The organism is Novosphingobium sp. KA1 (assembly GCF_017309955.1).
Lineage (GTDB): Bacteria > Pseudomonadota > Alphaproteobacteria > Sphingomonadales > Sphingomonadaceae > Novosphingobium.
Genome location: NZ_CP021247.1, coordinates 1,835,463 through 1,859,206, shown reverse-complemented (window position 1 = coordinate 1,859,206; position 23,744 = coordinate 1,835,463). Strand labels below are relative to the sequence as shown.

The following is a 23,744-nucleotide window of genomic DNA, read 5'->3' as shown; positions in this document are numbered from 1 at the left end:
GACCTAGACGGTATTGGGGGTGCAGGGGGGCTATGCTCCCCTGCTTTCTCCCTTGTTCTTCCCCAAAACGAAAACGGCCCTCCAGCACGAAGCCGGAGAGCCGTCTCTCGGTGATCCTGTCAGCCGACCTTTACTGGCAGGCAAGGCACTCGTCGTAGTCGGTCGTCTCGCCGATCTCGAACTTGGGCGCTTCGGGCGTATTGTCCGCCTCGACGCCGCCCGAGCCTGCGAAGCCCGCGCGCTGCACCGACTTCGAGCGCAGGTAGTAGAGCGACTTGATGCCCTTCTCCCAGGCCTGGAAGTGCAGCATCATCAGGTCCCACTTGTCCACGTCCGCCGGGATGAACAGGTTCAGCGACTGGGCCTGGTCGATATAGGGCGTACGGTCCGCCGCGAATTCGAGCAGCCAGCGCTGGTCGATCTCGAAGCTGGTCTTGAAGATCGCCTTTTCCTCGGGGCTGAGGAAGTCGAGCTGCTGGACCGAGCCGCCGTGTTCGAGGATCGAGTTCCACACGTTGGTGGAATCCTTCGACTTCGAGGCCAGCAGCTTTTCGAGGTAGGGGTTCTTCACCACGAAGCTGCCCGAGAGCGTCTTGTGGGTGTAGATATTGGCCGGGATCGGCTCGATGCAGGCGGAGGTGCCACCGCAGATGATCGAGATCGACGCGGTCGGCGCGATCGCCATCTTGCAGCTGAAGCGCTGCATCACGCCCATGTCGGCCGCGTCCGGGCAGGCGCCGCGTTCCTGGGCCAGCAGCAGCGAGGCTTCGTCCGCCTTGGCGGCGATGTGCTGGAACATCTGCATGTTCAGCGCCTTGGCCATCGCGCTCTCGAAGGCGATGCCGCGCTTCTGGAGGTACGAGTGGAAGCCCATGACGCCCATGCCGACCGAGCGTTCACGCTCGGCGGAGTAGCGGGCGCGGGCCATCTCGTCGGGCGCGCGGTCGATGTAGTCCTGCAGGACGTTGTCGAGGAAACGCAGCACGTCCTCGATGAAGCGCTTTTCGCCCTTCCACTCTTCCCAGGTCTCGATGTTGAGCGAGGACAGGCAGCAGACGGCGGTACGGTCGTTACCAAGGTGGTCGCGGCCGGTCGGCAGGGTGATTTCCGAGCACAGGTTCGAGGTCGAGACCTTGAGGCCGAGATCGCGGTGATGCTTGGGCATCGTGCGGTTCACGGTGTCGGAGAACACGAAGTAGGGCTCGCCCGTGCGCAGGCGGGTTTCGACCAGCTTCTGGAACAGCGAGCGGGCGTGCACGGTGCCGCGCACCGAACCGTCCTTGGGGCTCCGGAGGTCGAAGTCGGTACCGTCGCGCACGGCTTCCATGAACTCGTCGGTCAGCAGCACGCCGTGGTGCAGGTTGAGCGCCTTGCGGTTGAAGTCGCCCGTGGTGTTGCGGATCTCGAGGAATTCCTCGATCTCGGGGTGCGAGACGTCGAGGTAGCAGGCCGCCGAACCACGGCGCAGCGAGCCCTGCGAGATCGCCAGGGTGAGCGAATCCATCACGCGCACGAAGGGAATGATGCCGCTGGTCTTGCCGTTGAGACCGACCGGCTCACCGATGCCGCGCACGTTGCCCCAGTAGGTGCCGATGCCGCCGCCGCGCGAGGCGAGCCAGACGTTCTCGGTCCAGGTGGCGAGAATGCCGTCGAGGCTGTCGTCCACCGAGTTCAGGTAGCACGAGATCGGCAACCCGCGGCCGGTGCCGCCGTTCGAGAGAACGGGGGTGGCGGGCATGAACCACAGCTTGGAGATGTAGTCGTAGATGCGCTGGGCGTGCTCCTGGTCGTCCGCATAGGCGTCGGCGACGCGGGCGAACAGGTCCTGGTACTTCTCGCCGGGCAGCAGGTAACGATCGTCGAGCGTTTCCTTGCCGAAATCGGTCAGCAGGTCGTTGCGCGAATCGTCGGTGACGATGGTGAAGCGGCGATCGTGGATCGTCTTGGAATCGCTGACGCGCGGCTTTGCGGCGGCGCCGGCCGAGGCGGCGGCGGCAACAGCCGCCAGGGCATCAACGACCAGTGCGTCCGAAGCGGTATCGGTCTTGTCCATCGCGATTGCCGGGCCCACGCCCGCCTCCTTTTCCTGCTTCGCCCCGGTTGCCTTGGCGGGTGCCTTGGGAGCCTTCGCAGGCGCCTTCGAAGGCTCGGGTCGGTTCAATTCGAAGCCAGGCATCTCGACCTGACCATCCATAACATCGGAGCTGTTCACTTCAGCGTCGCTTCCGTTCCTGAAATCCACATTAGCCCCCGTTGCTGTCTGCGGCGTCATCGAAGCGCCACAGGGCGCCTTCACAACTTGGCGTCGAGGCCGACCGGAACCATCCGCGCGAGTCGCCGGGATCGAGGGATCGACCCGGCGGGCACGGACGGCGCAAGAAGAGAACAAAATTCCCTGACCGACCCAGGCACCTTGCTCGAGAAGCCTGACATCCCGCCCGGAATCGTTCCCGCCGTGCCCCCACGAGCCGAAAACGACAATACCTAGGTTTAGATGCCCCGCGACCGACGCGCCACAACCCATAGTGCCTTTTCTGCTTTCCAACGCAAGTGGGGGTCGTGCCCGCGAACGGCAAGCGCAGGGGAGGGGTTTACAGGCAGATAGCGGGCGCGACGCGCGGGAACTGCGTCATCGGGCATTTGCGCAAGGGGCAATTTCACCCCCGATCACAAAAATTTTTCCACATAAAACGGCGACGAAGCGAATCGCGTTTGCGGCGAAACGAGTCCCCCCGAACGGCAGCTTTTGCCGCCTGTCTAGAGACTTGATCGCAGTTTTCCCCGTGCCCGCCATCACCGGCCGCTCGGTTCGTCGCAAAGCCGTGACACGGCGAATCCCGCACTCCGCGCGCTGCATTCGCCGAGTCCGGTCCGCGCTTGGCCGAAGACTCCTTGCAACTTCCATTCAGGCGGACACTTCTACCCTCACCATCCCGCCCGCCATTCCGGCCAAGCTTCAAGGACATTCGATTTCATGATCAACCTGATCGGCGCCATCATCAGCGGTCTCGTCATCGGCGTGCTGGCGCGCTGGCTCTATCCCGGCTTCGTCGACATGAGCTGGGTCGCGACGATCCTGCTCGGCATCGGCGGTTCGTTTGCCGCCGGGCTCATCACCACGCGCGGCGAGGCCGGTTTCCAGCGCGCGGGCTGCCTCGCCTCGGTACTGGGCGCAATGGCGCTGATCTTCATCGGCCGCGCCCTGCATATCGGCATGTGACGCAAACCCAAGCAGGGCGCACGAGCGCCCTGCGCCTACGCCCCGGGCGTCATCAGGGCACCAGCACGGTGTCCTGCGGCGCCGCTTCGGTTGCCGGATAGTCGAGCGTGAAATGCAGGCCCCGGCTCTCATGCCGGTGCAGCGCCGATCGCACGATGAGTTCGGCGGTCTGGAGCAGGTTGCGCAGTTCGATCAGATCGGTCGAGACGCGGAAGTGGCGGTAATATTCCTCCACTTCGCCGTTCAGCATCTGGATGCGGTGCATCGCGCGTTCCAGCCGCTTGGTGGTGCGCACGATGCCCACGTAGTTCCACATGAAGCGGCGGATCTCGGTCCAGTTCTGCTTGATGACGACTTCCTCGTCGGAATCGGTCACCCGGCTTTCGTCCCACTGGCGCACCGGCGGCGGCGCGTCGAAGGCGTCCCAGTGGTCGAGGATATGCGCCGCGCAGGCCTCGCCGAACACGAAGCACTCGAGCAGCGAGTTCGAGGCCAGGCGATTGGCGCCGTGCAGCCCGCTCTCGGTGCACTCGCCCGCCGCATAGAGACCGGGCAGGTCGGTCTTGCCGTCAAGGTCGATGAGGATGCCGCCGCAGGTATAGTGCTGCGCGGGCACCACCGGGATCGGCTCCCTGGTCATGTCGATGCCAAGCCCCAGCAGCTTCTCGTGGATGTTCGGGAAGTGCTCCTTCACGAAGGCCTCGGGCTGGTGGCTGATGTCGAGATGGACATAGTCGAGGCCGTAACGCTTGATCTGGTCGTCGATGGCCCGCGCCACAACGTCGCGCGGGGCCAGTTCGGCCCGCTCGTCATAGTCGGGCATGAAGCGGTGTCCGGTTACCGGGTGCCTCAGTTGTCCGCCCTCGCCGCGCACCGCCTCGGTGATGAGGAAATTCTTGACCTCGAGATTGTAGAGGCAGGTCGGGTGGAACTGCATCATCTCCATGTTGGAGACACGCGCGCCCGCCCGCCAGGCCATGGCGATGCCGTCGCCGGTCGCCCCGCGCGGCGCGGTCGAGAACTGGTAGACGCGGCCGGCGCCGCCCGTCGCCAGGATCGTCGCGCGGGCGGTATGGGCCGTGACCCGGCCGGTCTGCTCGTCGAGCGCGTAGACCCCCCAGACCCGGCCCGAGCCCGAATAACGCTCCTCATGCCGCCCGGTGATGAGGTCGATGCACGACTGGCCCGGCAGCAGGGTGATGTTGGGATTGTCCTCGGCCGCCTTGAGCAGCGCGCTCTGCACCGCCCAGCCGGTGGCATCGGCGACATGGACGATGCGGCGATGCGAATGGCCACCCTCGCGGGTGAGGTGAAGCTCGTCGCCCTCGGTGTTGAACGGCACCCCCAGTTCGACCAGGCGCTCGATCGCCAGCGGCGCCCGCTCGATCACGAACTCCACGGTCTCGAGCCGGTTGAGCCCGGCCCCGGCAATCATCGTGTCGCTGACATGCTCCTCGAACGTGTCCCCGGCATCGAGCACCGCGGCAATGCCGCCCTGCGCCCAGGCGGTGGACCCCCCGGTCAGCCCGCCCTTGGCAAGGACCAGCACCTTGAGGTTCTCGGCCAGCGCAAGCGCTGCGGTCAGGCCGGCAGCGCCGGAACCGACCACGATGACGTCAAAAGCGGAAGCGGGGGCAGGATTCGTCGACATCCGGGCTCCATGCCGAGACTATCGCCAAGGCGCAATATTTAGCTTTGCACCTTTGCTTGCCTCGCAATCATGTTGCAGCGCAGCGATCATTGCGATAAACAACCACCCAATCACAAAGACATAACGCTCCCCATTCCGCCTGACGGTCGCGCCGTACGAAGCACTTCGAAACTGCTTCGGGAATCATTTGAACGGAGCATGTCGTGATGTCCTCGTTTTCCAGGCAATCCTTTCGGTCGATATTCTGCGCCTTCAACCGGCATGAACCCCGGCGCGGCGCAGTGCGCTGGGACGGCGTGAACTATGTCGCGGCCTGCAACGGCTGCGGCAAGGACATCCGCCGTCACGGCCCGAAGCAGTGGCGGGAAGACCCGGCGGAAACCGCCCAGCTGGCGGACTGAAACCTGAAATGCCTGCGTTCGGCCGGTGCGACGGCCGAATCGCCCCTATTCTCGGAATGCCTCCACCCGGCCAGCCCGATCAGGCAGGACGGGCATCGCTCGTCAGGCTGACAAAGACATCCTCCAGATCCGCCTCGCGCGTCGTCACGTCGACGATGGCAAACCCCTGCGCCTGCACCGCCGAGAGAATCTCGCCCGCGTTGGCCCGGTCCTTGTCGTAGGTGATCTGCAGTTCGCGCTCGCCGGACTTTTCGCACTTCACGAAGCCGGGGTGGCTCGGCAGCTCGGTCATCTCGCGGTCGAGGGTGAGGACCAGGATCTTCTCGCGCGCCATGCCGACGAGTTCGCGGGTCGGCTTGTTGGCGATCAGTTCACCGTGGTTGATGATGGCGATGCGGTCGCACAGCTCCTCGGCTTCCTCGAGGTAGTGCGTGGTCAGCACGATCGTCGCGCCTTCGCGGTTGAGTTCGGTGACGAGTTCCCAGAGCTGGCGGCGCAGTTCGACGTCGACGCCGGCGGTCGGCTCGTCCAGCACCAGCACCGGCGGCTGGTGGACCAGCGCCTTGGCGATCAGCAGGCGGCGTTTCATGCCGCCGGACAGCGTACGGGCATAGGCGTCGCGCTTGTCGGAGAGGTGGACGGCGCGCAGCAGATCCTCGCTGCGGCGCAGGGTCTTGGCGATGCCGTAGAGGCCGGCCTGGTTCTCCAGCACCTCGAAAGGCGTGAAGAACGGGTCGAAGACGATTTCCTGCGGCACGATGCCGATCGAGCGCTTGGCATTGCGCTGGTCGCGGTCGATGTCGAAGCCCCAGATGTCGATCGAGCCGGAGGTCTTGCGGACCAGGCCCGCCATGATGTTGATCAGCGTCGACTTGCCCGCGCCGTTGGGGCCGAGCAGGCCGAAGATGCCGCCTTCGGGCACATCGAACGACACGCCCTTCAGCGCCAGCTTGCCTTCTCCACTGCCCGCGGGGGCATAGCGCTTCTTGAGATCGCGGATGGAAATGGCGGCGCTTGCAGAGCTGGTCATGCGCCGCATGTGGGACAGGATCGCCTGCCAGTAAAGGGCCTGCGGCAGGATAGACGGCGCGGCCCGGCAACAATTGCGCGATTGACGGCTTGCCTTCGAACAAATACGATCCACTGTATATCACAAAAGGCAGGCGAGTCCCGACCTGCCACCGGTGGGAGAGCGAACGATGGCCACGGCAACGCTGAACACGCAGCCCGACTATTTCACCGACCACGCGGTGTTGCTCGATCCCTACGACTATTTCGAGCGCCTGCGCGCCGAAGGGCCGGTCTGCCCGATGCCGGGCCGCGACATCCTGCTCGTCACCGGCTTTCAGGAAGCGCTGGACGTGCTGCTGAACGCGCGCGATTTCTCCTCCTGGCTCAATCCCGATCCGCTGGCACCGCTGCCCTTCGCGGTGGAAGGCGACGATATTTCCGAGCAACTCGCCAGCCATCCCGGTAGCGAGATCGAACTGCTGGTCTCCTATGACGGCGCGCGCCACGCGGCGGCGCGCGCCCTGCTCAATCCGCTGTTCGTGCCGTCGCGCCTGAAGGACAACGCAGCCTTCATGCGCCGCTACGCCGAAGACATGGTGCAGGGCATCGTTGCGCGCGGCGGGTGCGAACTGGTGGGCGAAGTGGCGACGCCCTTCGTCACCATGGTCATCGCCGACCTGCTGGGCGTGCCGCCCGAGGACCGCGAGGCCTTCCGCGCGCTGATCGACGCGGCGCCGCCGCCGGGCAACATGGATGCGGGAGACGAGGGCCAGTCGATCCACCCGCTGCTGGCGATGGGCGGCTACTTCGTCCGTTACATCGCCGAGCGCCGCGCCCAGCCGCTGGACGACGTGATGACCGAGATGGCGATGGCCACATATCCCGACGGCTCGACGCCGGACGCGATGGAAGTGGTCAAGTCCGCCATGTTCCTCTTCGCCGCCGGACAGGACACCAGCGCCAAGCTGATCGGCAACGCCCTGCGCCGTCTCGCCGAGGACCAGCCGCTGCAACAGCAACTGCGCGATAACCCGGCGCAGATCGGCCCGTTCCTGGAGGAAGTGCTGCGCATCGAAGGCTCGACCAAGGCCACCTTCCGCATCGCTGCCCGCAAGACCCGGATCGGCGGTGTCGAGGTGCCCGCCGGACAGCGGCTGGTAATCTCGCTATCCGCCGCCAACCGCGATCCGCGCCGCTGGGAGAACCCCGCCGACTTCGTGATCGGCCGACCCCGCATCAAGGAACACCTCGCCTTCGGACGCGGCGCCCATACTTGTGCCGGGGCGCAACTGGCGCGGGCGGAAGTGGCGGTGCTGCTCGAATGCCTGCTGGCGGCGACCCGCGCGATCACGCTCGACGAAGCGCACCATGGCCCGGCGGGCGCGCGGCGCATCGCCTACGAGCCAAGCTACATCATTCGCGGGCTGGCGGAATTGCACCTGAAGCTGGAATGATACTTCGAAATCCTGTCGAAAACACTCCGTCGCCCCCGCGAAGGCGGGGGCCCGCTTCCTTCGCGCCACGCCCGCAAGAACAAGCGGGATCCCCGCCTTCGCGGGGATGACGGTTATCCGGGCCGAAAGGCTTCCCCCTCAAACCCCGTCGCTGCGGCTGTCGTAGACCGCCCGGCTCGCCTCGATCGACACGCGGTGGGTAAAGGCCCAGGCGCCCAGCGCCTTGACCGGTTCCGCCAGCGAGCGACCAAGTCCGCTCAGCGCATATTCGACCCGTACCGGCACGCTGGCGTGGACCGTGCGCAGCACCAGCCCGTCGCGCTCCAGCGCGCGCAAGGTGCGGGACAGCATCTGCTGCGAAATGCCGTCGATCCCGCGCTTCAACTCGTTGAAATGGCGGTTATCCTCCAGCAGCGTCATGACCACCAGCATCGACCACTTGTCACCCACGCGCGCAAGGATGTCGCCGAACATGCGGCAGCTGCGGACGGAGTGGACAACTTCGGCGGGAGACGCCTGCTCCGGCAGATCGACAAGCTCGAGGGTAGTCATCTTCACGTTACCTGGTCCTGAAAAAATGCGCTCTTGGCGCGCGCCGCGGTGCAACATAGCTATGCCCAGTCATTTTTCCAGACTGGCATGTTTCCAGGCCACCTGTTCCCAACTGAAGGCACTCCCCCATGAAGCTTCTCCACCTCGATTCCAGCATCCTCGGCGAAAACTCGGTCAGCCGTGCGGTTTCGGCCGCCATCGTCGCCAACCTGACCGCGGCCGATCCCTCGCTCGAAGTCAGCTACCACGACCTCGCCGCCGAAGCCCTGCCGCACCTGACGCTCGACGTTCTCGGCAACCCGGACGGTACGCCGGAACTCGCCGAATTCCTCGCCGCCGACGTGATCGTGATCGGCGCCGGCATGTACAACTTCACCATCCCCAGCCAGCTCAAGGCCTGGTTCGACCGCGTGCTGGTGGCCGGCAAGACCTTCCAGTACACCGCCGAAGGCCCCAAGGGCCTGGCCGGCGGCAAGAAGGTCTACGTCGCCCTGTCGCGCGGCGGCTACTACGGTGAAGGCCAGCCCGGCGCCACCGTCGAGCATGCCGAAAGCTACCTGCGCGCCGTGCTCGGCTTCATCGGCATCACCGATCCGATCTTTGTCCTGGCCGAAGGCATCGCCATCGGGCCGGAAGTCCGCGAGAAGGCCCTGGCCGACGCGCTTGCCGAAGCCGGCGCCCTGACTGTTCCCGCCTGATATTGCGCGGGACGATACCGGGCGCGCGCATTTCGCCGCGCGCCCGGATCATTTGCCCGCTGGAAATTCTTCCGGAGGCTTGGTAATCGGCCCAACCATGAGCACGCAGCCCGAAACCGTCTACACCGATTCCCACCGCGTTTCCTGCGACGGGGCCACCGACATCCGCTCGAACGGCACCTACAAGGCTGCCGCCCTCGGCCACCCGCGCGTGTGGCTGGAGATCGACGAGAAGGGTTATGTCGACTGCGGTTATTGCGACCGCCACTTCGTCCTCAAGGGCGGCCCGGCCGACCAGCAGGCGGCCTGATCGACTTTCCTTTCGCGCCGGGTCCGATGACCCGGCCCTCAATTCATTTGATACCGCGGATCGCCGCCCTATATCCGTGGGCATGACCAGCCCCGATCCGCGCTCGCTCCTCTATCGCCAGCTTTCGCCCGACGAGGCCCAGGCCCTTGCCCGCGAGACCTTGCAGCGCTGCGAGGACGGCGAACTCTACATGCAGTTCATTGCCACCGAGGCCTTCGGCTTCGACGACGGCCGTCTGAAAACCGCCGACTATTCGCGCGATGCCGGTTTCGGCCTGCGCGGCGTGACCGGCGAGATGACCGGCTTTGCCCACGCCAACGAGATCTCCGCCGCCGCCATCCGCCGCGCGGGCGAGACGCTGCAACTGCTCGATCCTGCCACCGGCACCCGCCCGCTCCCGCCGCCGCGCAGCAATCGCCATCTCTACACCGATGCCTCGCCGCTCGACCTCGTGCCCTTCGAGGACAAGGTGCGCCTGCTGGAACAGATCGACGCGGCCGCCCGCGCCCGCGATCCGCGCGTCTCGCAAGTCAGCGCCAGCCTGACCGGGCAGTGGTCGGTGGTCGAGATCGTCCGCCCCGACGGCTTCATCGCCACCGACGTGCGCCCGCTGGTGCGGCTCTCGGTCTCGATTGTCGCCGAAAGCAACGGACGGCGCGAAACCGGCTCGTTCGGCATGGGTGGGCGCTATCTCTACGACACGCTGTTTGATCCCGCGAACTGGAACCGCGCCATCGATACCGCGCTGGATCAGGCGCTGGTGAACCTCGAAAGCGTGGACGCGCCCGCTGGCGAAATGGCCGTGCTGCTGTCCCCCGGCTGGCCCGGCGTGATCCTGCACGAGGCGGTCGGCCACGGCCTCGAAGGCGATTTCAACCGCAAGGGCACTTCCGCCTTTTCCGGCCGCATCGGCGAGCGTGTGGCCGCCCCCGGCGTGACCGTGATCGACGACGGTTCGATCAGTGACCGGCGCGGTTCGCTCTCGATCGACGACGAGGGCACCCCCACGCAGGAAACCGTGCTGATCGAGGACGGCGTGCTGAGGGGCTACATGCAGGACCGCATGAACGCGCGGCTCATGGGCGTGCAGTCGACCGGCAACGGCCGGCGCGAGAACTACGCCTATGCCCCGCAGGTGCGCATGACCAACACCTTCATGAAGGCGGGCAAGGACGATCCCGCCGAACTGCTCGCGCGCATGAAGAAGGGCATCTTCGTGAAGTCGATGGGCGGCGGCCAGGTCGATATCGTCTCGGGCAAGTTCGTGTTCTCCTGCAACGAGGCCTACAAGGTCGAGAACGGCAAGCTGGGCGCGCCGATCAAGGGCGCGACGCTGATCGGCGACGGTCCCACCGTGCTGACCCGCGTGACCGGCATCGGCAACGATCTCGAACTCGATCGCGGCGTCGGCGTCTGCGGCAAGGGCGGGCAGAGCGTTCCGGCGGGCGTCGGCCAGCCCACCCTGCTGATCGACGGCATCACCGTGGGCGGTACGGCCTGAATCCGGACCAGGCTTGGAGGAGGCTGACGACAGGGCGCCCCCTGCCTGCGCCCATGCGTTATGGTCATTGCCGGTTCAGGCGCTGCGTGCCAATGTCAGTGCAGGGCGGATTTTTGTGGAAGGTAAGACAATGACGTACAAACATGTCTTCGCTGCCGCGCTCGTCACGGCCAGCCTCATTGCCGCCCCGGCAGCGTTTGCCGCCAAGAAGAAGCTGACCGGCGAGGAACAGCTCGCCAAGCTGCTGGAAGGCCGCGAAGCCGGCAAGCCGGTGACCTGCATCCAGCTCAGCCAGTCCGACAGCACCGTGATCGTCGACAAGACCGCGCTCGTCTACCGCGTCGGCCGCACGCTCTACGTCAACCGGCCGACCAATGCCGACCGGCTCGACAACGACGACATCCTTGTCACCAAGACATTCTCGAGCCAGCTCTGCCGCCTCGACACGGTGCAGCTCCATGACCGCACCAGCCGGATGTGGAGCGGTTTTGTCGGCCTGCAGGACTTCGTGCCCTATACCCGCGTGAAAAAGACCGCTGCGGCCAACTGATCGCTGCCGAGCGGACTAGGTCGTAAACGCATAAACGCCGCCATCGAGGCGCCCAAATGGCGAACAGCTCGGGCCGAAGTTGCCGCCGGACGGGCTGGTTGCCCGTCCAAGGCCGCTTCGGTTCGAGATGGAAGCCATTTGGGCGTCCCTGCGGGATTTGGCCAAAATGGCCCAGCGCTGCGTCGGGAAGTCTTGAAATATCGACATATTCCAGCGCCTTCCCTCCTGCCGCCGAGCCATTTTGCCTCAAACCTCGATGGTGCCGTTTATGCGTTTACGACCTAAAAGCGGAAACGGCCGGACGCCTAGCCATCCAGCCGTTTCCCCAGCGTCACCACGTCCTGCCGGGCATACCCCAGGGCCGCGTAGAACCCCAGCGCGGCCTGGTTGTCGCCCCGCACCATGAGCTGGATCTTGGGGCTGCCCCGCGCGACCAGCCAGTCTTCGCAGGCCCCCATCAGCATGCGGGCGATCCCCTTGCCCCGCCGTTCTTCCCTGACGCCGAGGTAGTAGACCCAGCCGCGATGGCCGTCGAAACCGACCATCGCGGTTCCGACCAGACCGCCTTGCTCGCGCGCAAGCAGGATCACGCTTGTCCCTCCCCGGCAGGCCCCTCCCCGGCAAGCAAGGTCGAAATCCGCGCGTGGATCGTTCCACGGCCGGGTGAGCCCCGCCGCCTGCCAGAGCGCAACGACCTCCTCGCGGTCGGCAGCCCCGGCAACGACGATTTGAACAGCCATGCATCCACCTCCGGCAAAACGACAGGCCCGGCAGGTTTGCCGCAAGGTCCGGCAAAATCAATCGAATAGAGCCCTTTCCCAGGACCAGCCGGGGCTCTATCCCGTCCCGCTACTGGAGTTCACCGATGTCCTTGCACATGTCCCGAATGCCCTCGCCCGTCGGCGAACTGACGCTGGTCGCCAGCGATGCCGGGCTGGTGGCAGTGCTATGGGAAAACGACGACCCCCGCCGCGTGCCCCTGCACGCTCCCCGCCGCGTGCACCTGCACGCCACCCACCACGTGCCCCTGCACGAACTCCCCCCGGGTGATGCCCATCCCGTGCTGGAACAGGCCCGGGCCCAACTCGCGGACTATTTTGCGGGGCGGCGCACGGTGTTCGACCTGCCGCTCGACTTTCGCGGCACCGCATTCCAGCAAAGCGTGTGGCAGGCGCTTCTGACGATCCCCTACGGCGAGACCCGCAGCTACCGCCAGATTGCCGAGGCGATCGGCCGCCCCGGCGCCAGCCGCGCGGTGGGCGCCGCCAACGGCCGCAACCCGATCTCGATCATCGCGCCCTGCCACCGCGTGGTCGGCGCCGGCGGCGCGCTGACCGGGTTTGCCGGCGGGCTGGAGGCCAAGGCCTTCCTGCTCAAGCTGGAGGGCCCGAACCTCCTGCTCTGACCGCGTCCCCGTCCCCGTCCCCATCCTCCACCAGCAGCGCCCGCACGTGTTCGGCGATGGCCAGGATCGCCGGTGAACGGCTGCGCCCACGCCGCATGATCATGACGATATCGGTCAGCATCGCCGCCGAGCCCGCCACCGCAAGCCGCACCATGCGCCCTTGCCGCAAGTCCGGCGCGAGGAAGGCCGGCGAGGACATCCACACGCAATCGCTGCCCAGCACCGTCTCGCGCAGGACGTGGAAGTTGTCGCACACGAAGCTGCCCGCCCCATCCGCCGCCGCCCTGTCTGCCGCGGTCCGGTCCGCCACCGCGCCGGACAAGGTATCGACCGCGCTGGCGATGGGATAACGTTCGAGATCCGCCGCCGTCACCCCGCTCCTGCCCGCCAGCGGATGGCCCCCGCGCACCATCCAGGCGATCTCCACCTGGCCAAGCCGGACCGTCTCGGTGCCCGCCACCCGCCCCAGGTTCCAGTTGCTGCCGAGGATCATCTCGATGCGGTCGTTCAACAGTTCGGCGACAAGCTGATCGGGCGAGCGGACCAGCGTGCGCACGCGAATCCCCGGCCAGCTATCCAGGAGGAGGCTGCCGATCCGCGGCAGGAACAGCCCGGCCATCAGCGGCCCGAGCCCGATCGCCACCTGCCCGGGCTCGCCCTGGGGATAGCGCTTGAGGCTGCGTTCGAGATCGCCCGCGGCATCGAGCAGCGGCCGCGCCTGCTCCACCACGTGACGGCCCACTGCCGTCAGATGAACACCGCCCCGCCCCCGGTCGAACAGCGTAACGCCGTGGCGCTGCTCGAAGGCGGCGATGCTGCGGCTGAGCGCGGGCTGGGTGATGCCCTCCTCCTCCGCCGCCCGCGAAAAGCTGCGATTTCGCGCCACCGCCATGACATGGCGCAAGCGGGTCAGATCCATTGCATTCCCATCATGCATCAAATGATGCCCATATATGCATTGGACAGCATGCAATGGGAAACGCAATCTCGCCTCCGGACAGGGGACGAGGAAGCGATGCAACACAAGTTCGGATGGTTGGCAGGCGCAGCGGCGCTGGCATTGGTCACGGCTCCGGGAACGACGCAGGCCCAGATGCAGACCCAGATGCAGGCCCAGACGCTGGCCCAGACGCTGGCCCAGACGCTGGCCCAATCGGCCCGCACGATCCTGCCGATCTCGCCGCCGCCCTTTGCCGGAACCCTTGCCGACAACGCGCTCGATGCCAGGGGCATGCCGCAGGCACCCGTCCGGGCGCCGCAAGGCGCGCCCAACGTGTTCCTGATGATGAGCGACGACGTCGGCTTCGCGATGTCCAGCGCGTTCGGCGGCCCCGTGCCGACGCCCCATTTCGAGCGGCTGGCCGCGCAAGGCCAGCGCTACAACCGCTTCAACACCACCGGCATCTGCTCACCCAGCCGCGCCGCGCTACTGACCGGACGCAACCACCATGCCGCCGGGGTCGGCTGGCTCAGCGACGTGCCCTCGCCGTTCCCCGGCTATGGCGGCAAGATCCTGCCCGAAACCGCAACGATCGCCCAGGTCCTGCGCCTCAACGGCTACAGCACCGCCATGTTCGGCAAGCACCATAACCTGCCTTCCAACGAACGCAGCGAAGCCGGCCCCTTCGACAGCTGGCCGACCGGCCTGGGCTTCGATTACTACTTCGGCTTCGTCAGCGGCGACAGCGACCAGTTTTCACCGATCCTCTATCGCGGCATCCAGCGGGTCGAAGGCAACGACGGCGAAGGCCGCCTGCTCGACAGCCGCCTGGCCGACGATGCGATCCGCTGGATCCACAACCAGAAGGCGGCCGCGTCCGACAAGCCCTTCCTCGTCTACATGGCGCCCGGCTCCACCCATGCGCCGCATCAGGCCCCGCCCGAATACATCGCCCGCTTCAAGGGCAAGTTCGACGGCGGCTGGGACGTGCAGCGCGAGCAGACCTGGCGGCGCCAACTCGCCATGGGCATCATCCCCAAGGGCACCCGGCTGACGCCGCGTCCTGCCGAAATCCCGGCCTGGGACAGCCTGACCCCGGGCCAGAAGGCCTTTGCCGCGCGCACGATGGAAGTCGCCGCCGCCCAGCTGGTCTATCAGGACGAGCAGATCGGGCGGGTGATCGCCGAATTGCAGCGCATGGGCGAACTCGATCGCACGCTCGTTGCACTCGTGCTGGGCGACAACGGCGCCAGCGCGGAGGCCGGGCCGCGAGGCACGATCAACGAACTGCGCGGCATGACAAATCATGACGAGAGCGAGGCCTGGATGCAGGCCAACATCGACCGGCTGGGCAGCGGCGAGACCTACGAAAGCTATCCGGCCGGATGGGCCTGGGCGATGAACACGCCGCTGCGCTGGACAAAACAATATGCCTCCTACCTCGGCGGCATTCGCAACGGCATGATCCTCTCGTGGAAAGGGCATGTCGCGCACCCCGGCGCGGTCTGCGGGACGTTTTCCCATCTTGTCGACATTGCGCCCACGGTGCTCGACGCGGCGCAACTGCCGGTGCCGCAGAGCGTCTACGGCGTCTCCCAGAAACCGATGGACGGGCAAAGCCTGCTTGCCAGCCTCGCCGCCTGCGATGCGGCAAGGCCGCGCACCCAGTATTTCGAGATCGGCGGCAAGGTCGGCCTCTATCACGATGGCTGGTTCCTGTCCGGCGACGATGGCCGCATGGCCTGGCAGAACCTGCCTCCCGGCGGCCCCCGCCCGCAGATCCAATGGTCGCTTTTCCATCTCGACCGGGACTTCTCGCAGGCCAACGACCTTGCCGCACAGGAACCCGCGCGGCTCCAGGCGATGCAGGCGCTGTGGAAGGAGGAAGCCGCCCGCAACCAAGTCTTCCCGCTCGACCACCGCTTCGGCATGGCCCGCGGCGCGGCGATGATGCGCCCCGGAGCCCGCAAGCAGTTCGAGTTCTGGGGCAAGGACGTCAGCCTGCCCGCCAACAGCGAGCCGGTGCCGATCGCCCGCAGCTTCACGCTGACCGCCCAGCTCACCCTGGACCGCCCGGACGCGTCGGGCGCGGTCGTCGCCTATGGCAGCCGCTTCGGGGGATGGAGCCTCTATCTCGACAAGGGCCGCCCCGCCTTCGTTGCCGCGCGCTCCACCGATCCGCAGGAAGTGACCCGCCTCGTCGCGGAGCGTCCCCTGCCGCCGGGCGCCGTCACGCTGACGATGCGCTTTGCCGTCGATGCCATGGCGGGACCGGCAACGGTCACCCTCGACGCCGGCGGGGTGCCGATGGGCAGCGCGCGCCTGCCGACCTCGATGTTGATGGCCGCGGGCAACGGCGAAACGCTCGACATCGGCCGCGATCTCGGCGTTCCGGTAACCGCCTATGCCACCCCGCATGGCGCCATCGAAGGCGACGTCGCCCATGTCTCGCTGGACTTCGACTGACAGCGCCGAAACCCGTTCGAGAACGCCAGCCCCAAAACAGAAAAAGCCCGCATGTCTGCGGGCTTAGTTCCGTTTTCGTGCTACTGGCTGCCAGTCGGTGCCAGACGCCAAATCATTCCCACTCAATTGTCGGACTCATAGTTTATCCAATTGAAAAACAAAGAGAAAAAATATTTTTGGCAAGCAAGATACCGTCGCACCTACCGTCAAAAACCTACCGCTTTTGAAAACATTGGTTTTTTTCGGCGAATGAGCCGGACGAAGAACTCGCCATCTATCGCCGGTGACGGCGATAGCGCCGCTTGAAGGCTCGGGTGGTGAAAGTGCTTGCAACGTCCATATCATACCGATGCACTGCCTGATTTGCCATCCTTATCGAACGCTTCCCTCTGCGATACCGTTATGCTCCCGTATCAGCTCGGCAGACCGGCACGCCGCGCCGTCGTGGGTGAAGGAGCGCGATCTGGCCACTTGGAGCGCGGCGTCAAGCTTGCGGGCCACGCTGCCATAGAGATCGTGCTCTCTCGCGATGGCGGGCAAGCCGTCCGCGATGCTTGTCCGTCAGCGGAACGGGGGCGCTCCAGCGTAATTCGGCGCGCGCGTGCTCGGTGAGTGATGGGGAGAATTCAGGCTTGCCTTCGCCGTCGAAGGTCACGAGCGCGCGATCGAAGGCGGCATCCCACAACGCTGACAGCAGCAAGCCATTATGCACGTCGAGCCGTTCGGCGTCGCTTTCGCAGTCCGCCCAAGGGATGATGTGCGACGCGCGTAGCAGGGCCGGATCGGAAATCTCAGTCAGAGGGCAACGCCCCTGCCAGTAGTCCATAAGGCGGTCCCGAAAGATGTCTTGCCCGATCCGCTGCACCACCAAGCGCTCGACCTCGGTGGTTCGAGACAGACCTGCTACGCGCCGCTCGAACTCCCGGAGGGGTGCGTCGGGAAGGCTGATCGACAAGGCATAGACGCGATTCAGCGCTGCGTAGAGTTCGCCCAGCGCATTGAAGGAGTACTGTCGCGTGCCGGGGCCAGGCATTACGGTGGCTGGCCAATCCAGCTCCGCGACGACACCTGCATGGTCGGTGGCGAGAAACCACGGCCCATGACTGGTTTCAGCAGCCAGATAGATGGTGCCATGCGCTGTCGTGGACGCGAATGCACGCCATCCTGCTTCTTCGCCCAGAACACGGCGAAAGCCGTTTTGTGAGGCGGCTTTCTCACATTCTTCCCGGACCATGAAGGATTGGGGGGCTTCAGGCATTGGCCGCCTACAAATCGCGCGCCATGAGGCGCTCCGAACCTGGCGCACCTTTCAAGGTCAGCCTCAGCCAAGGATCGCAGCGGAGATCATCGGGAGGACGTGTTGTGGTCGTCACGATATACTGGAAGGCCGTGACCTCGGTCAGTGTCTCCAGTTCACACATCAGGTGGAACAACTCGTCGTAGATGCTAAGGCCAAGATCAGCCTCGCGGGGACTATCATGAACGAGAAACGCCGGGACGCGTGTTGCGCCCTCAATGCTCAGGCAGAGACAGGCAAGATCGAACGCCAAAACTTTCAGGGACTCTATGGCGGCTGTGCGGCGATCTCCATCAACATCGACGACAATTTCGAGTCCGTTCCCGTTCAGAGTAACCGTTCCCTTCGCGTTGTCGTTGACCAGCCGACGAATGATGGCCGAGAATTTCTGCGTGATCCTGCCAAAAGTCAGCCCCTGCTTATCGCGGAAGGCGGCGAGCCTTTCGCGCTCTTTGACCAGATTGTCCTCAAAACCCCGCAACCGCTTTCGCAGATCATCCCGTTCGGCCGATAGTTCGCTAAATCGCTCGACGCCCTCCGTGAGACGGGTCGCGGCCTGCCATGCGGACGTGCGCGCATCACGGACGCCCTCAATGGCTTGGACGCGCTTCTCCGCCTGCTCAGCTTTTTGCTTGGCCAAGGCGATGACGGGTTGGAGTGCTTTTGACCGCGTTTCCAGATCGTCGATTTTCTTCCTCTGCTCGCCGATTTCCTGGCGCTTCGTTTCAAGCCGGGCTCGGCATTCCGCTTCGTCGTGCAGCCTGTGAGACAGGCCACACCCCTCCGACAAGACTTTATCGATCGGCACTTCACAGATCGGACATACCTGACTTGCCGCGTTTTCCGCTGCCGCTGAAAGACCGGGGATTTCGCTGGAAAGCAGAGAGAGGACCTGCTTCTCGGCGGGCAACTGCGCATCCAGGCGAACACGTTCTTCGTTTGCGCGGCTCAACTCGCCATTAGCCTCCTGCAATGCCTTCCGTGCTGCCGCCAACTCAGCGGTGTTGCCGCTGGGAAGCTGAGCTGCGGCGGCAAGCCGGTCATCGGTCGTCTTCCGAAACACTTCCAGGAGCAAAGGCATTTCCGGCAGTGTCTGTTCACCGAGGCCGAGTTGGTCGATCAGTCGGATATAGCGGCGACCGAGATCCCAAGTAATGTGGGATATTTCACGCTCCGCATTGGTGACATTTCCACGCAGCGTTTCCTCGTTGCGCCGAGCCTGCTGCTCCTCTTCCGTGATCGCCATGAGGAACGCGCGAAGCGCCTCCCGCCGCGGCCCGGTTTCGCGACCGCTCGCCGGTATCGGTGCATCGGAACCGGAGGCGGGAGAGCGCCAATCGAGAACATCGTCGAAACGGCATTCCTGATCGCGCGTCAGCCAGGCGAGCGCGATCGGCCATGCTTTCTGGCCGGGCTGAAGCCGGGCCAAACTCGCGATAGAGGACGTGACGATGGCCTGCTCGATGGCTTCGATCAGCGGGTCGATGCTTGTCGTCGCGCCGTCGCCTGCGGCGATCTCATCGAGGTTGCCATCAGCGATGGCAACATGGCGACGCCGGTTGCCCAATGGCCGGACAACTGCCCAACATACACCATCGAGCATCACCTCGGCGCCGACGATGCCGTCAGGGAAGGCGATCGCAATCCGCTCCCGCTGGGTCTCGTCTGCGAAGCGCTGTTCGCCGAGGCAGTAGCGCAGCAGACGGCAGAATAGCGATTTGCCGGCTCCGTGACCGATGGCGCGCGCGCCGCTAGCGTTGTCATCATCGAAGCCATCGGGCGACCAGACGATGTTGAGACCCGGCCGAAGTAAGATGTCCTCGCGAATTTTCGGACCGCCGGGCGCTTCCCAGAGAGCCAAGCGGCGCACCCAAAGCCGTGGCTCCTTCAGACCTGCAGGAGCGGTCAGGTCGAGTTTCGGAGGAGCGAACATCTCATGCTGCTGCGGCATGGGCGATCCAGTCCCGGACCTCATCCGGCATAGAGGAAACGGTCGAAGCGAGATCGAGTGATCGTAACGCCTCCAGTACGAAGTGCGCTCGGCCGTCCGGCCAGCCGGTGGTGTCGAACACGTCGAGGCCCGGCCCTGGCGCCCATGTTCCGGTCGACAGGTCTTCGATCAGGCGGCCGTTGCCACGATGGTTGGACACGGAAGTGCCCCAGCCCTGATTGGTGCGCGCCGCGAACCCGAAAACATTGCCGGTTCGTGGTTCAGCCTCTTGCCCGTTCAGCCGCCGCCACTGTTGTGCTTGCGCCGCCGGGAGCAGCGCCGTCAGAAGGTGTGGCTCCAGGACCAGCGCCGCAGCGAAACGAATGGCTTCCCTTGGCGTTGGCCCGTCGATGGCCTTCAGGATCGCGGTTAGGGCGGCGCCGGCGTCATGTGGCTGCTGTGTAGCCCGCGCCCATGCGCCATCTGGCAGGTCGGCCGGAGCTGGCCTCGCCTCGGCAATTGTCAGACGATCCCACGCCTCTTCTATCAATCGCTGAGTGCGGAACTCGTTGAACTCACGGTATTCGCGATTGCGAAGCGCCTTGAAAGTCTCGATGCCGCAATCCTCTCCGAGGATGTTCACGGGATCGAGGATATAGAGCATCTCGTTTTTGCCCAGGCCATAGACTTCTCGCGCCACCAAAACGTCGATCTCCGCCGATAGTACTGCACGCCGATCTGGATCTTCAACGACATCGTCAAGAGATGGCAAAATTCCAGCTTCTACAGCTGTCTGACGAAGCCCTTGCATTTCAGGGCCGACAGCACAAAGCGCACAAACGCGGCGCACGATTTCGATTGCAGCCGGAGTTTCCGCAACAGTCCTTGGGAAAGGCAGGCTATCCATAATCGTGTAGGTCATATGCAGAGACACTTTCGGTCGGACGAGAAAGTCCATCGCAAATGAATTCGCGACCCCGAGCCAAAGAAGCAAAGCATCGAGTCCGGCATTGTTAAACTCAATCGTCGGCACACTATGGCCGCTCACGCTCGGTCCTGGCAAAAGCGCAGCAATCAAACCACGCTGGTTCGTCGGGCTTGCAATATCTCCGAATCCGATCCGGTAGCGATCAATGCGCCCCGAGAGCTTGTCGGGAATGCTCTCGGGCAGGATACGCCACTGCGGCTGAATGCGTTTATTTGGCGAGCCGAAGGGTAGATCATCCCATACGGCCGCACGCCCCCGCCCCGACACATAGCCCTTGGCTCGGTAATCGTAGGCGTCGATCATGCGCCCTTCAAAGACAGGTAGGCCGTCGTCACCTTCGGAGAACAGCCCGCGATCCGTTCCCATATCGACTTCGCGCATGTAGTGTCGATATGGGACATCCTTAATTTCAGCGCCAAATTTTGGATAAAGCCCGTACATCTTCGCGCAAACATCGATTTCAGATTGCGCGGCAAACTCCATCACTGCCACCGCGTCGGGAGAAAACTCTTCGACGATTGCCACGGGGATTGAGAGAATGCGCCCTGCCATGAGACTTTGGAGTTTCTCGGTCGAATTGACACGGAATGCGGCCGGTACGAGCGCGGTCTCTCCGCCTTTCCGGGCGACATAGAGGCAGAATTTCATCCGTGTATCGACAGCGGGGAACCAGATCCCCTTGGTATTCTCAAAGCCCGCCAGTCTTTCGAGGCGGAACTTGGTGAAAAGCTCTTTGCGTATAGCTGTCGCGTTGGCGCCGTTATACAAGCCTTCCGGCACGAACTGCGCCGCCACGCGCCCGCTGCGGGTAGCAGCAAGCGCGGTTTCGACAAACATGCGATAGACGTTGAAGTCGCCCTTTCCGAGATTACCCTCGGCAAATAGCTTGTAGCGCCCGCTTGATTTGATGAAATGAACGGCAGCATAAAGCGCTTCGCAGTGCCGCCCCCATCGTTCCGCTATCTTGGGATCGAGCAAAAGTTCTTCATATGCCACCTTCTGTTCTGCCGGAGATAGATGGCGAACATTCGGATCGTAGGTGGAGAAAAACTCCTTATAGTCGGGGCTCATGGTATCCCATGGGGGATTGCCCAATACGACGTCGAATCCACCGCGCGCCATCACGTCCGGAAATTCGAGAGGCCAGTGCAAAGCTCGTGCTGCCCCAGCCACGTCGGTCGCGGCGCCGACCAAGGGCGCGAATGGACTTACACCTCGCAAAAGCTCCCAGATCGTGCCTGAAGTCGGCACGGTTTCCGCGCCCCTACGAGGTAAACCATCGGGTCCGGCATATTGCCCGCCCTCACGCTTGGAACTCAGGAAGGCAGCGACATAGAAATCACACGCCCGCGTTAACGTCCATCGAGCAGCACCCTCAGCAGTCAACGTGCGCAGGCGCTCCGCCTTGGCCTCGATCTGCTCGACGGTATTCTCGGGCATTGCACGCAGCGCCTCGAAGTCACGCATGAAGTCTCGTGACCGATTGAAGCCAAAGCCCTGCGCAATCTTGCCCTTTTCAGCTACTTCACGTCTGTTTTTCTGCGCGTAATATCGCGCCACGTCTTTGTTATCGCCGGCAAGGGGTTTGTAGGCGGCATCGGGAATACCGTCCTCCAGCACTTTGAGGTCGAAAACGCCGAGCAGCGCATCGCCGCAACGGATTTGCGCGTCGAAGAAGCCGAGCGGAAGGCCGGGATCGACGGTCTCGATCCAGAGGGCGACCTTGGTCAACTCGACCGCCATTGGATTACGGTCCACACCGTAGATGCAGCAGCGAGCCACATCGCGCAGAGCATGACGGAAATCGGCCAGAGCGGGTGTGCCTTCAGCCCGTATACGGGCCAGTCGAGTTGCGATGCGGCGGGCAGCAGCCAAAAGAAAGTGGCCCGATCCGCAGGCCGGATCGATGATCGCAAGGTTCAGTAGTGCTTGGGCGGGATCGCTTGCTTCGGCTTCGGTCTCGTCGAGCACCGGGTCGAGCGCGATGTCGAGAAGCGCCTGCACCAAGCTGTCCGGCGTATAATATGAACTGCTGGTCTTGCGCTGATTACCCTTCTGCTCCGCCGCCTCTGAGGCGAAGTGCAGGCTCTTGCCGTCATCGCCAAGCTGCGGCTGGAGTTCGAGGAGGGATTCATAGACCGAGCCTAGCTCCTCGGTCTCCATCACGCGCCAGTTCACCGGCGTCATACCGGCTTTGTCTGAAAGCCAGGAGAGGCGGTAGAGCGCCTCCATGAAAGCGCGATTGCGCAGGCGGGCCGTTTCGAGGTGGGGCAGCTTATCATCGCTGAAAAGTCCGCCGAGTGCCGGTAGGCCGAGCGCATCCTGTCCATGCGCCAGCGCGCGGAAGACGATCTTGATGCCCTCATAGCGATCGTGATGCTTGTCCCAGGTAGCCGCGCGAACACAGGAAGCCCGCAGCGCGGCGAGGCTGTAGCCTTCGCGGTAGAGCTTACGGGCGTCCTGTGCTGCCGTTTCGGGATGGAGCAGGTTCCGGTCCTCGGCCACCATTAGGAAGATCAGGCGATAAACGAGGCGCAGCAGTTCGTTAAACCACTCGGTCAGGTCGATCTCGCCTGACTTCAAGCGCGCAGCGAGATCGGGATTGGCTTCGAGGAAACCCGAGCCGAGCACCCGGAGCGCGGTTTCCACTTGCGCCGCCAGCCGATCGCGCGCGGCTTCGCCTTCGCGGGAGCCGGCATCACGCCAACGTTCCAGCGCGCAATCCGTGGCCGGGGCGCCCGCAGCACCGAACCGCGTGCGGTGGATCAATGACCAGAGAACCGCGAAGGAGGCGGCGTCCTCGTTGGTGAATATCTGCGCGAGATCGGCTTCGACGTAGGCTGGCCGCGTCAGCGAAGCATTGTCCCGCATGAGACGTAGAATGGTCCCGTTTGTGACCAGCCCCCAAAGCGCATCGTCATGATCGTTGAGATAATCCTGAAGCGCGAAGGCCGGAGACCGTGAACGGTCGGTCGAAAGGGTCGGGCTACGCCGATCGAGCTTCTCTTCAGATGGCGGCACGACGACAATCGGGACACGGCTGCCGGCGAGGAAGGAGAGCGTGCCGTCGACCGGGACGAGATCGTCGAAACCGAAAGTCTCCGTTAGGAAAGCACGGACAAAGCGACGGGTCGCCTCGACTGAGGGATTCGGCAGCTTCGTGAAGGCGTCAAAATGGGATTGGCCGACGCGGAAGGAGGTTGAAATCTCCTCGCGGATCGTCAGCCCCTTGCGGATGCGATAATCCTCTTCCGCCTGATCGGTGGCTTGCCGGCGGTCGATGCTGGCGACCATGGCCGGAGCGATGAGGTTGCCTTCCAGCGCGAGGGCCGGCCATGCCGACATGTCGGTGACGGGTTTGCGCGCCATG

Annotated in this window: 18 protein-coding genes; 9 read left to right on the top strand and 9 right to left on the bottom strand. The window is 64.4% G+C overall.

The features are described from left to right. Nucleotides 1-130 precede the first annotated feature (130 nt). Nucleotides 131-2,053, bottom strand: coding sequence for a ribonucleoside-diphosphate reductase subunit alpha (locus CA833_RS09070; RefSeq protein WP_242526376.1), 1,923 nt, complete (start codon nt 2,051-2,053; stop codon nt 131-133). Between the two features lie 921 nt (nt 2,054-2,974). Here CA833_RS09070 and CA833_RS09065 point away from each other — a divergent pair. After that, a complete protein-coding gene (locus CA833_RS09065) occupies nt 2,975-3,220 on the top strand; it encodes a GlsB/YeaQ/YmgE family stress response membrane protein (protein WP_142635822.1) in 246 nt (81 codons plus the stop codon). Between the two features lie 52 nt (nt 3,221-3,272). Here CA833_RS09065 and nadB read toward each other — a convergent pair whose 3' ends face one another. Beyond that, on the bottom strand, nt 3,273-4,871 hold the full coding sequence (gene nadB, locus CA833_RS09060; RefSeq protein ID WP_142635824.1) for an L-aspartate oxidase: 1,599 nt from the start codon (nt 4,869-4,871) through the stop codon (nt 3,273-3,275). 206 nt (nt 4,872-5,077) lie between these two features. On the opposite strand from nadB, the gene CA833_RS09055 reads away from it, so the two are divergent. Beyond that, nucleotides 5,078-5,272 carry a hypothetical protein gene (locus tag CA833_RS09055; RefSeq protein ID WP_142635825.1) on the top strand — a complete coding sequence of 65 codons (195 nt, stop codon included), beginning with the start codon at nt 5,078-5,080 and terminating at the stop codon, nt 5,270-5,272. A 79-nt stretch (nt 5,273-5,351) separates the two neighbouring features. On the opposite strand, the gene CA833_RS09050 is transcribed toward CA833_RS09055, so the two are convergent. Next, nucleotides 5,352-6,302 carry an ABC transporter ATP-binding protein gene (locus CA833_RS09050; protein ID WP_142635827.1) on the bottom strand — a complete coding sequence of 317 codons (951 nt, stop codon included), beginning with the start codon at nt 6,300-6,302 and terminating at the stop codon, nt 5,352-5,354. Nucleotides 6,303-6,471: 169 nt separating this feature from the next. Between CA833_RS09050 and CA833_RS09045 the strand changes: the two genes are divergently transcribed. After that, nucleotides 6,472-7,737, top strand: coding sequence for a cytochrome P450 (locus CA833_RS09045; RefSeq protein ID WP_142635829.1), 1,266 nt, complete (start codon nt 6,472-6,474; stop codon nt 7,735-7,737). Nucleotides 7,738-7,875: 138 nt separating this feature from the next. Here CA833_RS09045 and CA833_RS09040 read toward each other — a convergent pair whose 3' ends face one another. Next, entirely contained in the window at nt 7,876-8,289 is a 414-nt protein-coding gene (locus CA833_RS09040; RefSeq protein ID WP_142637934.1) for a helix-turn-helix domain-containing protein, read from the bottom strand. A 128-nt stretch (nt 8,290-8,417) separates the two neighbouring features. Here CA833_RS09040 and CA833_RS09035 point away from each other — a divergent pair, with 128 nt between their 5' ends. The 4 genes from CA833_RS09035 to CA833_RS09020 all read left to right on the top strand — a co-directional run bounded on the left by CA833_RS09035 (nt 8,418) and on the right by CA833_RS09020 (nt 11,348). Beyond that, the gene (locus CA833_RS09035) at nt 8,418-8,987 is read left to right on the top strand and encodes an FMN-dependent NADH-azoreductase (protein ID WP_207079877.1); all 570 of its coding nucleotides are present in this window, start codon (nt 8,418-8,420) and stop codon (nt 8,985-8,987) included. Between the two features lie 97 nt (nt 8,988-9,084). After that, nucleotides 9,085-9,297, top strand: coding sequence for a zinc-finger domain-containing protein (locus CA833_RS09030; RefSeq protein ID WP_142635833.1), 213 nt, complete (start codon nt 9,085-9,087; stop codon nt 9,295-9,297). An 82-nt stretch (nt 9,298-9,379) separates the two neighbouring features. After that, complete coding sequence (gene tldD / locus CA833_RS09025; protein ID WP_207079876.1) at nt 9,380-10,798, top strand: metalloprotease TldD; 1,419 nt, start codon at nt 9,380-9,382, stop codon at nt 10,796-10,798. A gap of 130 nt (nt 10,799-10,928) precedes the next feature. Beyond that, nucleotides 10,929-11,348, top strand: a complete 420-nt coding sequence (locus tag CA833_RS09020) for a hypothetical protein (protein WP_207079875.1) — start codon at nt 10,929-10,931, stop codon at nt 11,346-11,348. 305 nt (nt 11,349-11,653) lie between these two features. Here CA833_RS09020 and CA833_RS09015 read toward each other — a convergent pair whose 3' ends face one another. After that, the gene (locus CA833_RS09015; protein WP_207079874.1) at nt 11,654-12,088 is read right to left on the bottom strand and encodes a GNAT family acetyltransferase; all 435 of its coding nucleotides are present in this window, start codon (nt 12,086-12,088) and stop codon (nt 11,654-11,656) included. 125 nt (nt 12,089-12,213) lie between these two features. Between CA833_RS09015 and CA833_RS09010 the strand changes: the two genes are divergently transcribed. Further along, entirely contained in the window at nt 12,214-12,753 is a 540-nt protein-coding gene (locus CA833_RS09010; RefSeq protein WP_207079873.1) for a methylated-DNA--[protein]-cysteine S-methyltransferase, read from the top strand. Here CA833_RS09010 and CA833_RS09005 read toward each other — a convergent pair. Next, a complete protein-coding gene (locus tag CA833_RS09005) occupies nt 12,722-13,672 on the bottom strand; it encodes a LysR family transcriptional regulator (RefSeq protein WP_207079872.1) in 951 nt (316 codons plus the stop codon). The two genes, CA833_RS09010 and CA833_RS09005, sit on opposite strands and share 32 nt — an antisense overlap. Before the next feature lie 96 nt (nt 13,673-13,768). On the opposite strand from CA833_RS09005, the gene CA833_RS09000 reads away from it, so the two are divergent. Continuing rightward, on the top strand, nt 13,769-16,159 hold the full coding sequence (locus CA833_RS09000; RefSeq protein WP_242526351.1) for an arylsulfatase: 2,391 nt from the start codon (nt 13,769-13,771) through the stop codon (nt 16,157-16,159). 484 nt (nt 16,160-16,643) lie between these two features. On the opposite strand, the gene CA833_RS08995 is transcribed toward CA833_RS09000, so the two are convergent. From CA833_RS08995 to CA833_RS08985, 3 genes are read right to left on the bottom strand one after another with little or no spacing between them, the layout of a single operon-like run. After that, nucleotides 16,644-17,417 (bottom strand): HNH endonuclease, encoded by a 774-nt coding sequence (locus tag CA833_RS08995; RefSeq protein WP_207079871.1) that lies wholly within the window; start codon nt 17,415-17,417, stop codon nt 16,644-16,646. A 7-nt stretch (nt 17,418-17,424) separates the two neighbouring features. Continuing rightward, the gene (locus CA833_RS08990; protein WP_242526350.1) at nt 17,425-19,407 is read right to left on the bottom strand and encodes a chromosome segregation protein SMC; all 1,983 of its coding nucleotides are present in this window, start codon (nt 19,405-19,407) and stop codon (nt 17,425-17,427) included. Next, a complete protein-coding gene (locus CA833_RS08985; protein ID WP_207079870.1) occupies nt 19,391-23,743 on the bottom strand; it encodes an N-6 DNA methylase in 4,353 nt (1,450 codons plus the stop codon). Before CA833_RS08985 ends, CA833_RS08990 begins: the two co-directional genes overlap by 17 nt. Nucleotide 23,744 lies beyond the last annotated feature (1 nt).